This window comes from Paenibacillus sp. KS-LC4, from assembly GCF_036894955.1.
Lineage (GTDB): Bacteria > Bacillota > Bacilli > Paenibacillales > Paenibacillaceae > Pristimantibacillus.
The window spans coordinates 4,117,262-4,131,125 of sequence record NZ_CP145905.1; the positions used below are offsets into that span (position 1 = coordinate 4,117,262).

The following is a 13,864-nucleotide window of genomic DNA, read 5'->3' on the forward strand; positions in this document are numbered from 1 at the left end:
CCTAATGACACACGTAAACCCAATAAATGAGTTTGCCCTTGGCGTCTGCTATTACCCTGAGCAATGGCCGGAGGAGCTATGGGATGATGATCTTCGCCGCATGAAAGAAATGGGGCTCTCGATTATTCGGGTAGCCGAATTTGCCTGGTCGGTGTTCGAGCCTGAGGAAGGCGTATTCCAATTCGAGCTGTTCGATAAAGTCATTGACCTAGCTCATAAGCATGGTCTGAAGGTCATCATTGGCACCCCAACAGCAACGCCGCCTGCATGGCTGACGTTCAAATATCCCGAGGTGCTCAACGTAACCTATGAGGGGGTGACGCTTCAGCATGGAATGCGCCGCCACACTAACTATAACAGTCCCATATATCAGGAGCTGAGCGCCCGCATTGCTCGTCAAATGGCGGAGCATTACTCCGATCATCCGGCAGTTGTCGGCTGGCAAATCGATAATGAATTCAATTGTGAAATTTCTGAATACTATTCGGAGGCCGATCATTTGGCTTTTCGTGAATGGCTGCAGCGCAAATACGTTACGCTGGGCAAGCTGAATGAGGCTTGGGGCGCTGTCTTTTGGAATCAGACGTATTCCGCCTGGGAGCAAGTGTTTCTTCCGCGCCCGACTGCGGTGCCCAGACAGCCGAATCCGCATCAGGCGCTGGATGAGAAGCGTTTTATTTCTGACAGTACCATTTCTTACGCCAAGGTGCAGGCCAACATACTGCGTGAGGCAGCACCTAAGCATTGGGTAACGACGAATGGCTTGTTCGGTCATCTGGACAGCCACCGGATGACCGACGAGCTGCTGGACTTTTTCAGCTACGATTCCTACCCGCAGTTTTCCACCATTAACTTTGACAATAATGAGGAAAAACCGCTGCTCGATCGCGGCTGGAGCCTGACTCTGTCTACCATCCGCTCCATTTCACCGAATTTCTGCATTATGGAGCAGCAGGCTGGACCAGGCGGCTGGGTGAACCGCATGGATATGCCTTCGCCGAAGCCGGGGCAAATGCGCCTGTGGACTTACCAATCCATTGCCCATGGCGCAGATATGGTCGTTTATTTCCGCTGGCGTACGGCAGCCTTCGGCAATGAAATCTACTGGCATGGCCTGAACGATTACCATAATGGACCGAACCGCCGTCTTCGTGAAGCAGCGCAAATCGGTGCTGAGCTTGCCAAGGCCGGTCCGCATTTTGTCGGTACGCGCAACCGGGCAGAGGTTGCCCTCGTACGCGATTATGACAATGAGTGGGACGGCGAATATGATATTTGGCACGGCCCTTTTTCCTGGAGAAGCAGCAAGGAATGGTTCAAGGCGCTGCAGCATCAGCATATTCCAAGTGATGTTCTTTACATGCGAAGCGGCACAACGCTTGCTGACCTGCAGCGCTACCGCGTGCTCATCTATCCGCATCCGGCTATTATGAGGGATGAAACAGCTGCTTTGCTGGAGCAATATGCCGAAAGCGGCGGCACAATAATATTCGGCTGCCGCACGGGCTACAAGGATGAGCGCGGTCACTGCTACATGCGCCCATTCCCTGGCGCCGCAGCGGCTCTTGTCGGTATTTCCGTCGAGGAGTTTACACAAATTAAAGGTACGCGCAAACCAGCAACAATCGAGTGGAAGCACGGGGGTGGTGAAGCGACTACGGCGGATCTGTTCAATGATGTACTCGCGGTCGAAAGCGATACCGTCGAAATCATGGGGGAATATGCCTCCGATTATTATGCAGGCAAGCCCGCTGTTACCCGCAATGCCGTGGGAGCAGGCTCAGCCTGGTATTACGGGGCTGTATTCAATGAGGCAGCGGCTCGTCATATGATTGGCCTGCTCGGCTTGTCATCGCCTGTTGCCAATTGGCTTTCCCTGCCAGAGCAGGTGGAGCTGACTATTCGCGAGGGCGAGGCTGGGCCGCTCCACTTCCTCCTCAATTATGCGGAAGAAGCTGCCGAGCTTACTCTCGGCGAGCCGCGCATCGACCTGATTAGCGGCGATACGCTTCAAGGCTCAGTCGTGCTGGAGCCTTATGGCGTGCTAATATTGACTTAAATGACCTTAGGCTAGACTGCTGCGTCCAAAAAATATAACCTAAAGCAAACAGAACCCCGAATCCGCCTCGTCAGCTGTGGAGGATTCGGGGTTCTGTTATTTTGCATAGCCTAAGGTGCAGGCTGTGGCGCAGCCATTTTCGAACGTTTCTTTCTTGTACATCCCATCCTATGCCTTGCGCCTCATGCGTCCAGCACCAGTTCAAACTCTGCATCTCGGTCACAGACCAGCTTGCCATCCTGCACCTCAAGCTTGGCTACTTGAAGGGAGCTGCGCCGCGTGAGATAACCCGGCACCTGACCAGGCACTTCCCAATTACCGCGTCTGTCCGGGTGGGTGAAATAGAAAATATACGCCTGCTCGCCCTGGACAACGACATCGGCATGCAAGCCAATGGTTCCATCATCCTCACGCTGACCGGGCTTATCCAATATCAGGTTGTTGCGCTCCCAGCTCTCCAAATCATCGGAACGGAAGACGCCCTGACCCCGCCATTCGTCAACGATCATCCAATACGAGCCTTGCAGCCAAAATACATTCGGCCCCTCATGCCCCCGCTCCGTAATGACGGGACCAACCACCTTCCAGCTATACAAGTCGCTGCTGTCGGCAGCGTAAGTGAACGAGCCGAGCGCCTCATCCTTATACCACATTCGAAACCCACCATTCGGCAGCTCGTAGATGCAGGCATCAATGACGCGGTCCAAGCTAAGACGCACATTGGAAATGAACGTCCAGTCGAGCAAATTCGTGCTTGTATAATGAAAAATCTCCCGTTTATGGCCCGCCCAATCATCGGGCACACCTTGAATATAGCTGACGTACATATGGTAAAGTCCATTATGCCAAATGATTTCCGGCGCCCAAAATGTATTTCGTCCCCATTCTATATCCAGCCCCGTAAGCGTTCCCCGATAATTCCAGCTGCGGCCGCCATCTGCGGAAGATGCGACGCCTAAATCGGTGCCATGCACCCATGCAAAGCCTGGACCTTCCACCGTAGCACGGCGATTTGTATAAATAATCCACCATTCCTGCATCTCACGATTATAAATGACGACCGGATCCGCCGCTCCGTCAAAAATTGGATCTCTGAATAATGGCGCCTTCATCTGCTTCTTCCTCCCGGCAAGCTCTGCCATCATGTTAAAATAAACAGCTGCTGTCAATCGTTAATGACTTGCAACAGAGCGCCATCTGACATCATTTGGATTCGGACAGCTTTTTTCCTTATATTTAGCAGAGATTCGCACAATACACCCACAAACCATGCAGGTTGTCCCGCTCATGAGCTTCGGACAGCTGCCGCATTCCCGAAGGCGCGCTGCGTACACCTCATCGTCCACGCAGCGTTCGGACGACTGAAACATTGGCGCAGCCAAAATCCGCTGGATTTGCGCTTCTGTGACGGTATAGCTGTCATCACAGCCTTTGCAGCCTCTCGCATTCCTGTCCATGCCTGACTTCATGCCGTCCGCCTCCTTTTCATTCTAAGCCTCACCTTATTATTGCTCGATCAGCTCAAGCACCGTAACCGACATGGCTGGAAGCTTAGCGGATACCTGTGCGCCATCCCAAGTAAAGCTTGTAAAAGCGGCTGGCTCTACTGCATTTGGCTGCTCAAATGTATTATGCGAGTCAATGGCCGCGCCCGACAGCACTGTACCCGTTATTGTTTTCAAGCCTTGTGTCAAGCCGCGCAGCGCAATGGACACATCCGCTTCGGCACTATGATCCAGATTGCACAAGCTGACATGGATTTTGCCATCTGCCGCTTTCGAAGCCGATACAGAAATTTGCGGCAGCGACTCGTCACCATGCTCGTAACGGGCGCTGGTCGTATGCGTATCCAGCAATTCGGCATCCTGATGCACCTTAAACATATCAAAAATATGATAGGTTGGCGTCAGCAGCATCTTTTCCCCTTCGGTCATAATAACCGATTGCAGCACATTAACGATTTGCGCAATGTTTGCCATTTGTACACGGTCGCAATGATCGTGGAAAATATGCAGCGTAAGACCAGCTACGAGCGCATCGCGAATGGAGTTTTGCTGGTACAGGAAGCCTGGGTTTGTGCCCGGCTCTGTATTAAACCATGTGCCCCACTCATCGACGATCAAGCCAACGCGCTTCTCAGGATCATATTGATCCATAATTGCCGTATGCTTCGTAATAAGCTGCTCCATCCACAGCGCTTTTCTAAGCGTGATAGCCCACTCTTCCTCAGGGAAGCCGGTAGCTGCTCCCTTGTCCTGCCATTCCTTCGGAACAGTGTAGTAGTGGAGGCTGATGCCATCCATTTTGTCCGCAGCCTCCCGCATCAGCACTTCCATCCACTTGTAATCGTCGACGTTCGGGCCACAGGCAATGCGGTAAATTTCATTATCGCCATAATTGCGAACGTACGTCTGGTAACGGCGATACAAATCCGCATAATATTCCGGACGCATATTGCCGCCGCAGCCCCAGTTTTCATTGCCAACGCCAAAATATTTCAGCTTCCACGGCTTCTCGCGGCCGTTTTTCTCACGCAGCTCCGCCATCGGCGATACGCCGTCGAAGGTTATATATTCAACCCACTCGGACATCTCCTGCACCGTTCCGCTACCTACATTGCCGGAAATATAAGGCTCGCAGCCAAGCTGCTCGCAAAGCAGCAAAAACTCATGTGTGCCAAAATGGTTATTTTCAACTACGCCGCCCCAGTGTGTATTGATCATGCGCTTGCGCTCTTCGCTTGGGCCAATGCCGTCCTTCCAATGATATTCATCGGCAAAACAGCCGCCCGGCCAGCGCAGCACCGGAATATTCAATTTTTTGAGCGCTTCCACAACATCGTTGCGAATGCCTTTCGTGTTTGGAATAACCGAATCCTCGCCAACCCAGAAGCCTTCATAAATACAGCGTCCCAAATGCTCGGAGAAATGTCCATAAATGTTACGGTTAATCGTACCTTTAGTAATGTCTGCGTTAATTGTAATTTGATTGCTCATCGTTATAGCCTCCTAATTGGATTAACATAAATATAAATCATTTATTGATATCATTAATTTAGCTTCATCATAAACAATCCAACCACAATTATCAACCCTCTTTTGAAAAATAAATCCAATAAACGTAAACGCTTTCGTAAACGCTCGCTATACATTTAAATCTGTCGTCTAACCGTCCATCCGAACTGTATCGTGACACCAAAAAAAGCTTCTCCATCCTCGCTTGGATGGAGAAGCTTTCTAGTTCAAGCCTTATACAACTTCGCTCGTTATGCGCTTGCCTGTGAACTGGCTGTTATACAGATCGGCATAAAATCCGCCCTGCTCCAGCAGCTCCTCATGTTTGCCCTGCTCGATAATAGAGCCGTTGTTCATGACCAAGATCAGATCAGCTCCACGAATCGTCGACAGGCGGTGGGCAATGACAAAGCTGGTGCGATTATTCATCAGCTCGCCCATCGCCCGCTGAATAATAATTTCCGTACGCGTATCGACGCTGCTTGTCGCTTCATCGAGGATCAGAATGGACGGATCTGCTAAAATTGCCCGGGCAATAGTCAACAGCTGCTTCTGCCCTTGTGAAATGTTCGAGGCTTCCTCATTCAGAATCGTATCGTAGCCCTCTGGCAATGTTCGAATGAAATGATCCGCATGCGCTGCCCTTGCCGCTTGGTAAACCTCTTCCTCCGTAGCATCCTCACGCCCATAAGCGATATTGTCGCGAATGCTGCCATTAAAGAGCCATGTATCCTGAAGCACCATGCCGAACATGCGGCGTAGACTTTTGCGCTGTAACGCTGCAATGTCCTCGCCGTCGATTGTAATACGCCCGCCATTCAACTCATAGAAGCGCATGAGCAAGTTAATCATCGTCGTCTTGCCCGCGCCAGTCGGCCCGACTATGGCGACGGTCTGGCCTGGCTTAACATCAATATTCATCCCGCTAATGAGCGGCTCATCCGTTTTGTAGCCGAAATCTACCTGCTCGAAGCGAACGGCGCCGGCCGGTTTGCTAATGGCTTTAGCATTTTTCGCCTCCGGCACCTCATCCTCTTCATCAAGCAGCTCGAATACCCGCTCAGCGGAGGCAATCGTAGATTGAATAATATTCGCGATGTTGGCAAGCTGCGTAATCGGCATTGTGAACTGTCTTGTGTATTGGATAAATGCCAAAATATCACCGATTTTTATTGCATTTCTCGTAACCAGCAAACCACCGATGACGCATACAAGCACATAGCCAATATTACTAATGAAGCTCATAATCGGCATAATGATGCCCGACACAAATTGTGCGCGCCAGCCGGAATCATACAGCTTTTCATTCATTTCATTAAATTCATCCAGCGATTTGCGCTCGTGGCCGAATGCTTTGACGATTTTGTGGCCCGTGTACATTTCCTCGACATGTCCGTTCAAGCGTCCGAGCTCGGCCTGCTGACCGGCAAAATATTTCTGCGAACGCTTGGCGATCGCCTTCGTTGCAAGAAGGCTAGCTGGAATCGTCAAGAACACGATCAGCGTTAGAAGCGGACTTATCGTTAGCATCATCACGATAACGCCAACAAGGGTAATGAATGACGTGATGAGCTGCGTCAAGCTTTGCTGAAGCGTATTGCTAATATTGTCCACATCGTTGACGACCCGGCTCAGCACCTCGCCGTTGGAGCGCGAATCGAAAAACTTCAGCGGCAAGCGCGCAAATTTATTATTTACATCCTTGCGCAGGTCGTAGACGGTTTTCTGGGCAACGCCAGCCATTAAATACTGCTGAATAAAGCCAAATGCGGCACTAATCAAATACAGCACGACTAGCGTCAGCAGAATCGTGTTAATGGCATCAAAATCAATATGTGCACCTGGCACGCCTTGTGCTATTCCCACTACACCCTCATATAGCTTCGTTGTCGCATGCCCCATCATTTTCGGGCTGACAATGCTGAATACGGTGCTTAAAATCGCGGTCAGCAGCACAAGCGCAAGCTTCGTGCGATGCGGCTTCAAGTAGGCTGCCAGCCTTTTCAAGGTACCCTTAAAATCCTTCGCCTTCTGAGGAGGCATCATCATGCCCATTCCGGGCGGACCCATGCCGATGCCCTTCGGCCTTTGCGGGGAATTCTGCTTTTGCTCACTCATGCGATTTCCTCCTCCGAAAGCTGTGAATATACAATTTCCCGGTACACATCGCAAGACTCCATAAGCTCCTGATGCGTCCCAATTCCAGCTAGCTGCCCTTCATCAAGCACGATAATACGATCGGCATCAAGCACTGTACTTACCCGCTGGGCAACGAGCAGCACCGTCGAATCCACCGTTTCCTTGCGCAAGGCGGCACGCAGCTTCGCATCCGTCTTAAAGTCTAGCGCCGAGAAGCTGTCGTCGAACACATAAATTTCCGGCTGGCGCACAAGCGCGCGGGCAATGGACAGCCGCTGCTTTTGTCCACCGGAAAGATTGTTGCCGCCCTGCGATACGCTTGCTGCATATCCATCCTTCATCGTGCCGATAAACTCTGCCGCCTGCGCCACCTCTGCTGCGTGCTCCATTTCCTCATCGGTCGCATTTTCTTTGCCATAGCGGATATTTTCGGCGATCGTGCCTGTGAACAATACGGCTTTTTGCGGAACAAAGCCGATTTTTTCACGGAGTGCTTCCTGAGAAAGCTCTCTTATATCCACATCATCAATTATGATGCTGCCTCCCGCCGTATCGTAAAAACGCGGGATTAAATTAACGAGCGTTGACTTTCCTGATCCTGTTCCCCCAATAATAGCTGTCACCTCGCCAGGCGCCGCCTTGAACGATATATGCGCTAAAGCAGGCTGCTCGGCTCCAGGATAGCTGAACGTCACATCACGAAACTCAATAAAGCCCTTACGCGAGCCTGTGTTCTTAACGCTGGCGCTGTCTGTAATATCAGGCACCATGTCCAGCACTTCATTAATACGAACCGCCGATGCCGACGCACGGGGAACCATAACGAGCATCATGGATAACATCAGAAGCGAAAACATAATTTGCATCGCATATTGAATAAAAGCCATTAATGAGCCGACTTCCATATCACCATTCTCGATGCGCAGCCCGCCGATGGCAATAATCGCCACTGTAGATAAATTCATGACGAGCATCATAAGCGGCATCATCACGGCCATAATTTTGTTCACTTTAATCGCAGTTTCGGTCAGATCGCTGTTGGCCGCATCAAATTTCTTATTTTCATAATGGGTCCGATCAAATGAGCGAATAACCCGAATGCCTGTCAGTCCTTCGCGCAGCACCAAGTTCAGCTTATCGATCCGAACCTGCATCAATTTAAACAATGGAATCCCTTTGCGTACGACGATCAAAATCGCACCAGCAAGCACAGGCAGCGCTACAACCAGCACAAGCGACAGCTTCGCATCCTTCGAAACGGCCATAATAATACCCCCGATGCACATCATCGGCGCCATTACCATCATGCGCAAAATCATCATTAATACTTGCTGTACTTGCGTAATATCATTCGTCGTCCGCGTAATGAGCGAGGCCGTTCCGATTTTGTCAAACTCCTGAAGTGAGAAGTTTTGCACATGCCCAAATACCTTCTCCCGCACGAGACGCCCAAAGCTCGCTGAAGCTTTTGCCGAAAAATAGCTGGCGCCGATGGAGCTGATGCCCCCTACCGCCGCTATGAGCAGCATAAAGGAACCGATTTTCCAAATAAGCGGAGTGTCTCCCTTAGCTACTCCATTATCGACGATGTCCGCCATTAGCGTGGGGAGATATAAGTCAGACAGCGACTGAATAAAAACAAGCACTAGCACCCCGGCTATCAGCCAGCGAAACGGCTTTAAAAAACGGAATAACCTTAACATTGCTGCTCATCCCCCGTTCGATCAGACTCATTAAGCTCATCAAAATATTCAAAAGATTTAGTTAAAATCCGAATTAGCTCAAGAGAATCCTGCTCTCCCAAGTATTGCGCCAGTCCTGCCATTCGATTCATAAAATCGGCAATAACCTTATCCGCGATGCGTTCCCCTTCCGCTGTCAGCGAGATGCGAACGGCACGCCGATCATCAGGATCAGCGTTTCTCTGCACGAGTCCACTGGCTTCCATGCCGTTGACCAATTGGGTGACGGTGGGAGAGGTGACACGCAGCAAACGGCTGATGACCGAAATTTTCATCCCCGGCTTATCCTGCGTCTTCATAGCTCCCCGCTTGATGCACATCAGCACCTGCATCTCGCTAAACTTGCCGTCTGGATTAGGCTTCTGCCGCCAATTGAGCCGATGAAAGCTGCGAAACACACGAATCAATTCATTCGTAATTTGCTCGCTATGCTCCGTTGCCTTGCTTTCTGTGCTTGTGCCCATCTGGTTACGTTCCAATGAGAGTCCTCCTTTCATTGCTGTCTCGTTGTCTTTCATGTAGGCTACCAATTATTTTCCTGTTAATTATTTTTCCTTTAATTATCTTATAACTAAAATAATAGGCAACCTAATTATAAAACGCTAATCAAACACCTGTCAATAACCCACTTCCAAGGCCATAGTATTGGAGAGCCTTCTCACGCTGCGGTCTCTGCTACTGCTTGTGCTTGTACTTGTGCTTCTGCTTCTGCTTCTGCTTGTGCTTGTGCTTCTGTTTCTGCTACGTTCAATACTACAACTATGTCTATTGCACAATATTAATTGGGGATTAACTCCTCTGAAGAATTATGGCTGATGAACGGCATTCCGCATTTTTTCTGAGCCGCGTAGCCTCGGACATTCACTCCGTGATTGAAGGACTGTGATTCCGCTATTCCGGCCTATAATCCGATTTCAGGCTCTATGAGGACACGCGATCTGTTATCGCTATAAAAACCCCATCAAAACGGGTATTTGGAGTGCATTAGCGACTCCTGAGTCCGCAGCATGTGCTATAACCCGTATTTTTATTAATATAGCTGCTTCTGTGTCCATCAAGTCGATTGTTTTCAAGTAAGCATCTAACAAGGACAATACGCGGCTAGCTTTGGAGTTTAGTTCACATTCAGCAGGTGCGACATTTCCAAGGGTGAGTTTAAGTTTGACGTTGTCCCGCACCTACTCCAAAATCCGCCACTTTTACATTTGCGCATATGTCCTAGTAAATGTCACTTGCTCTTGGCTCTTGGCTCTTGGCTCTTGGCTCTTGGCTCTTGGCTTTTGGCTTTTGGCTCTTGCTATTCACTCTTGGCTCTTCGCTTTTCGCTTTTCGCTTTTCGCATTTCGCTCTTCTCATCTTTGCCATTCGATTTAGGGTTTTGAATTTCAAGTGTGGGTGGGGAAGCGGAGTGGAGTGAAGGGGTGGGGTGGGGAGTGAGAAGCGGAGCGTTCGCTTTTAGCGCCCTGATTTCGACCTATAGGATGGAAATTGATCCATAGGAGTCGGGGTGCTAATGGCGATCGAGCCCCTGCCCCTTCACGCAGCGCAGCGCCCCCTTTCACCCCCATTTACATTTCAAACATAAATGAATAAATTCTCATTAACTTCTCATAAACACCAAACAACACGAATTCCCCTCCATTTGTGCTCTCATCATGAGAAAAGGCTCATTTTTCGGTGTGGTATAGTGTTTTTAGTAATATAAGAAATGATAAGTTTAACGTTTTTTAAATGGGCTTATATTTATCGGACTGAAACGTGTTACGCCGCCAAAGAACGGCTACAGCCGCTTCACCTTGCCAAAAACGAATCATACACTGAAAGGAATCACACCATAATGATTAAGAGAAACTTCTTTCGCTCCGTCATCAAATTGAGCTTATGCGCAAGTATTGGTTTGACTGCCTTCACCTTCGCTTCCGGCAACCAGGCACATGCCGCAACTGAAACTTCCCTTCAATTAATTGACTCCGGCAAGGAGTTTATTGGAACCCCCTATAAATATGGAGCCCCAGCAGGCGTAACATACGCGTTTGACTGCTCTTCCTTTACTCAATACATATTCGAAGCCATGGGCGTGTCGCTGCCGCGCAGCTCCTCCTCCCAAGCTTCCATTGGAGCCAAAGTAACAAAGGAAAATCTTAGCGTTGGCGATCTCGTCTTCTTTAACACCAGCGGCAGAGGCATTAGCCATGTAGCTATTTATGCTGGAGACAATAAGATTTTGCACAGCGCTACCAGCACGGGCGTAACGATCAGCAGCCTTGGAGAGTCCTACTGGCACAATCGCTACGTGACAGCTCGCCGCGTATTGAAATAGGCTGGAGCTTTCAGCTACCGGCCATTAAGCTCCCATTATAGAAGCAAAAACGTCCCGAACGACAAATTGTTCAGGACGTTTTTGCTTTTCACTATATTTTCGGTGAGTGCTTCTCTAATTAAAAATGCCGCTCCCCTCTTCCAGCACCAGACTGGGGAAGGGAACGGCAGCCATGCAACCACGCTTATTTGCTAAGCGTTTCTGTCAATACCGGTACGATTTGCGCTTTGCGGGATACTACGCCCTTCAGAACGGCTTTATTGTCAGCCAATGTTACATTATAGGCTTTCTCAACTGCGCCTGCTGCGCTGCCGATAGCGAGCGCTACGGAATCGCTGTTCAAAATGTCTGTTACGACAAACAGGAACAGGTCCAGACCTTTTTCCGAAACGATGGCGTTAATCGCTGTTTCCAGCTCCGCTTGACGAACCAATACATCGCTTGTGTCAACCGCGTTAACTTGCGCGATTTCTACTTTGCTGCTGCCCATTTGGAATTCTTTCGCATCAAGCGAAAGCAGCTGAGCAATTGATTTGTCGCGTACGTCTGCGCCTGCCTTCAGCATTTCCAGACCGTAAGCCTCCGTATCTACGCCAGCAATAGCAGCAAGCTCTTTAGCAGCCGCTACATCTTGCTCTGTGCAGGTTGGCGATTTGAACAGCAAGGAATCAGAGATGATAGCGGACAGCATGAGACCTGCGATTTGCGGCTCAATAGCTACGCCGTTTTCTTTGTACAATTTATTCAAAATCGTAGCTGTACACCCTACAGGCTCAGCCCGATAGTATAGCGGGTGGCTTGTCTCAAAATTCGCAATACGATGATGGTCAATAACTTCCAGCACGCGAACTTGATCTATATCTGCTGCACTTTGCTGACGCTCATTATGGTCAACGAGAATAACCGTCTCCACTTCATTTGCTACTGTTTCTACAAGGCGAGGAGTTTCCGCCTTGAAATGGGTCAGCGCGTATTGCGTTTCACCGCTAATTTCACCTAGACGAACGGCTTCAACCTCCAAGCCTAGCTTAGCCTTCAAATCAGCATAGGCGATCGCAGAACAGATTGTATCCGTATCCGGATTTTTATGCCCGAAAATTAATGTTTTTGCCATTTCACTGTCTCCTTAGTTCTTGTATTTGGGATGGCGTCTGTCCGAATCTCCCAATAAGTTTTTCCCACATTTGATTATATAATATAATGAAGTATACTCCTATGCCCATACAGAGATTTTTGCGAACAAATCTCGAATAAGCTTGCTTAAAAGCGGAAACGAGTGGTATAAGGGGTATAGAACATTCGGCTTCCAAGTCACTACATCATCCAGATAGAACAGGAGACCTACAAAAAATGAGTTATAAAATTGCTTTTTTTGATATTGATGGCACATTATTAGATGAAGAGAAACAAATTCCCCAAGATACGATTGATGCGATTCGTGAAATTCAGGAGCAGGGCATCGAGGCCGTCATCGCGACGGGACGCGCGCCTTATTTTTTCAAGGATATTGCCGAGAAGCTTGCGATTAACTCCTTCGTCAGCCTGAACGGGGCTTATGTCGTTTACAATGGCGTTCCCGTTTACCATAACCCCATTCCACGTGCCGATGTCAAAGCGCTCGTTGAGCATGCCGGACTTCATAATCACTCGCTCGTTTTTGAAGGCCATGACGCTTTTTTCTCCAATGCTGAGGCGCATCCGCAGGTGTTCGACTCCGTAACGTCGCTGCGTGTGGCACAGCCAGGCTTTGATCCTAGCTACTGGGAAAAAGCAGATATTTATCAAATTTTCCTGCACTGCGAGCCTCAGGACGAGCATCTGTATACCGATGTTATCCCAGGTCTTCGCTACATTCGCTGGCACCCGTACGCAATGGACGTGCTTACCAATGACGGCTCCAAGGCGCTCGGCATTGCTGCGCTGCTGAAGCATTTGGGACTGACAACAGCGGAAGCACTTGCCTTTGGTGACGGACTGAATGATAAGGAAATGCTTGAAACGGTCGGACTCGGCATTGCCATGGGCAACTCCCATCCTGAGCTTCTGCCCTTCGCCGATTACGTCACGACCCATGTAAGTGAAAATGGCATTCGTAATGGCTTGCGCCACGCTGGTTTATTGAAATAATAACGCTGCAGCCATTTTACTTTAAAATAAAGAGGTACAGCTAACGGTTTGGGCCGTTAGCTGTACCTCTTTTCATATATAAAATTAGCCGCCGTTTACGTTCAGCCAATTACTATCCTAATGTTAGACATGCTCACGCAGGTCAGCCTGGCAAAACGAATCGGCTGTATACCTGCTTATTGCTCTTCTGCTACGGTGCTTTGAAACAAAAATTGAATGAGCCACCACAAGGACAGCAGCACAATAACCGCCGATGAGGTTAAAGAAATCCATTTAAAAAACAAATATAAAAAAGGGTTGCTGGAACGTGTTCTTCTCTGATCTCCACCACTAAGGTTCATAATAAACTTCGCCTCCCGTATGCGTTTTATGAAGCTCTAAGCTAAGCCGTACTGTCATGCTTATTTCCTCCTTTTAGTAATAAAGGCCTCTTTGTCGAAGAGGCCTTATCAATACTCTAACA

General features: G+C 49.2%; 11 protein-coding genes. 3 read left to right on the forward strand and 8 right to left on the reverse strand.

The window, feature by feature from the left end; genetic code table 11:
- Positions 1 to 4 precede the first annotated feature (4 nt).
- A complete protein-coding gene (locus tag V5J77_RS17380) occupies positions 5 to 2,059 on the forward strand; it encodes a beta-galactosidase (RefSeq protein WP_338552068.1) in 2,055 nt (684 codons plus the stop codon).
- 182 nt (positions 2,060 to 2,241) lie between these two features.
- On the opposite strand, the gene V5J77_RS17385 is transcribed toward V5J77_RS17380, so the two are convergent.
- From V5J77_RS17385 to V5J77_RS17410, 6 genes are all read right to left on the reverse strand, one after another.
- Positions 2,242 to 3,171, reverse strand: coding sequence for a glycosyl hydrolase (locus V5J77_RS17385; protein WP_338552069.1), 930 nt, complete (start codon positions 3,169 to 3,171; stop codon positions 2,242 to 2,244).
- 60 nt (positions 3,172 to 3,231) lie between these two features.
- Positions 3,232 to 3,528: a hypothetical protein gene (locus tag V5J77_RS17390; RefSeq protein ID WP_338552070.1), complete on the reverse strand. Its 297-nt coding sequence runs from the start codon at positions 3,526 to 3,528 to the stop codon at positions 3,232 to 3,234.
- Between the two features lie 36 nt (positions 3,529 to 3,564).
- Positions 3,565 to 5,055 carry an alpha-N-arabinofuranosidase gene (locus tag V5J77_RS17395; RefSeq protein ID WP_338552071.1) on the reverse strand — a complete coding sequence of 497 codons (1,491 nt, stop codon included), beginning with the start codon at positions 5,053 to 5,055 and terminating at the stop codon, positions 3,565 to 3,567.
- Positions 5,056 to 5,307: 252 nt separating this feature from the next.
- The gene (locus V5J77_RS17400; RefSeq protein WP_338552072.1) at positions 5,308 to 7,191 is read right to left on the reverse strand and encodes an ABC transporter ATP-binding protein; all 1,884 of its coding nucleotides are present in this window, start codon (positions 7,189 to 7,191) and stop codon (positions 5,308 to 5,310) included.
- Entirely contained in the window at positions 7,188 to 8,915 is a 1,728-nt protein-coding gene (locus tag V5J77_RS17405) for an ABC transporter ATP-binding protein (protein ID WP_338552073.1), read from the reverse strand. Before V5J77_RS17405 ends, V5J77_RS17400 begins: the two co-directional genes overlap by 4 nt.
- The gene (locus V5J77_RS17410) at positions 8,909 to 9,433 is read right to left on the reverse strand and encodes a MarR family winged helix-turn-helix transcriptional regulator (protein ID WP_338552074.1); all 525 of its coding nucleotides are present in this window, start codon (positions 9,431 to 9,433) and stop codon (positions 8,909 to 8,911) included. Before V5J77_RS17410 ends, V5J77_RS17405 begins: the two co-directional genes overlap by 7 nt.
- A 1,358-nt stretch (positions 9,434 to 10,791) precedes the next feature.
- On the opposite strand from V5J77_RS17410, the gene V5J77_RS17415 reads away from it, so the two are divergent.
- Complete coding sequence (locus tag V5J77_RS17415) at positions 10,792 to 11,274, forward strand: C40 family peptidase (RefSeq protein ID WP_338552075.1); 483 nt, start codon at positions 10,792 to 10,794, stop codon at positions 11,272 to 11,274.
- A gap of 184 nt (positions 11,275 to 11,458) precedes the next feature.
- On the opposite strand, the gene V5J77_RS17420 is transcribed toward V5J77_RS17415, so the two are convergent.
- Positions 11,459 to 12,388, reverse strand: a complete 930-nt coding sequence (locus V5J77_RS17420; protein ID WP_338552076.1) for a manganese-dependent inorganic pyrophosphatase — start codon at positions 12,386 to 12,388, stop codon at positions 11,459 to 11,461.
- 236 nt (positions 12,389 to 12,624) lie between these two features.
- Here V5J77_RS17420 and V5J77_RS17425 point away from each other — a divergent pair, with 236 nt between their 5' ends.
- Positions 12,625 to 13,401 carry a Cof-type HAD-IIB family hydrolase gene (locus V5J77_RS17425; protein WP_338552077.1) on the forward strand — a complete coding sequence of 259 codons (777 nt, stop codon included), beginning with the start codon at positions 12,625 to 12,627 and terminating at the stop codon, positions 13,399 to 13,401.
- A 176-nt stretch (positions 13,402 to 13,577) separates the two neighbouring features.
- Here V5J77_RS17425 and V5J77_RS17430 read toward each other — a convergent pair whose 3' ends face one another.
- Positions 13,578 to 13,742 (reverse strand): hypothetical protein, encoded by a 165-nt coding sequence (locus V5J77_RS17430; RefSeq protein ID WP_338552078.1) that lies wholly within the window; start codon positions 13,740 to 13,742, stop codon positions 13,578 to 13,580.
- Between the last annotated feature and the right edge of the window lie 122 nt (positions 13,743 to 13,864).

Coding starts and splice junctions, on each gene's coding strand:
- V5J77_RS17380 (WP_338552068.1), top strand. CDS start 5: ATGACACACGTAAACCCAATAAATGAGTTTGCCCTTGGCGTCTGCTAT.
- V5J77_RS17385 (WP_338552069.1), bottom strand. CDS start 3,171: ATGAAGGCGCCATTATTCAGAGATCCAATTTTTGACGGAGCGGCGGAT.
- V5J77_RS17390 (WP_338552070.1), bottom strand. CDS start 3,528: ATGAAGTCAGGCATGGACAGGAATGCGAGAGGCTGCAAAGGCTGTGAT.
- V5J77_RS17395 (WP_338552071.1), bottom strand. CDS start 5,055: ATGAGCAATCAAATTACAATTAACGCAGACATTACTAAAGGTACGATT.
- V5J77_RS17400 (WP_338552072.1), bottom strand. CDS start 7,191: ATGAGTGAGCAAAAGCAGAATTCCCCGCAAAGGCCGAAGGGCATCGGC.
- V5J77_RS17405 (WP_338552073.1), bottom strand. CDS start 8,915: ATGTTAAGGTTATTCCGTTTTTTAAAGCCGTTTCGCTGGCTGATAGCC.
- V5J77_RS17415 (WP_338552075.1), top strand. CDS start 10,792: ATGATTAAGAGAAACTTCTTTCGCTCCGTCATCAAATTGAGCTTATGC.
- V5J77_RS17420 (WP_338552076.1), bottom strand. CDS start 12,388: ATGGCAAAAACATTAATTTTCGGGCATAAAAATCCGGATACGGATACA.
- V5J77_RS17425 (WP_338552077.1), top strand. CDS start 12,625: ATGAGTTATAAAATTGCTTTTTTTGATATTGATGGCACATTATTAGAT.
- V5J77_RS17430 (WP_338552078.1), bottom strand. CDS start 13,742: ATGAACCTTAGTGGTGGAGATCAGAGAAGAACACGTTCCAGCAACCCT.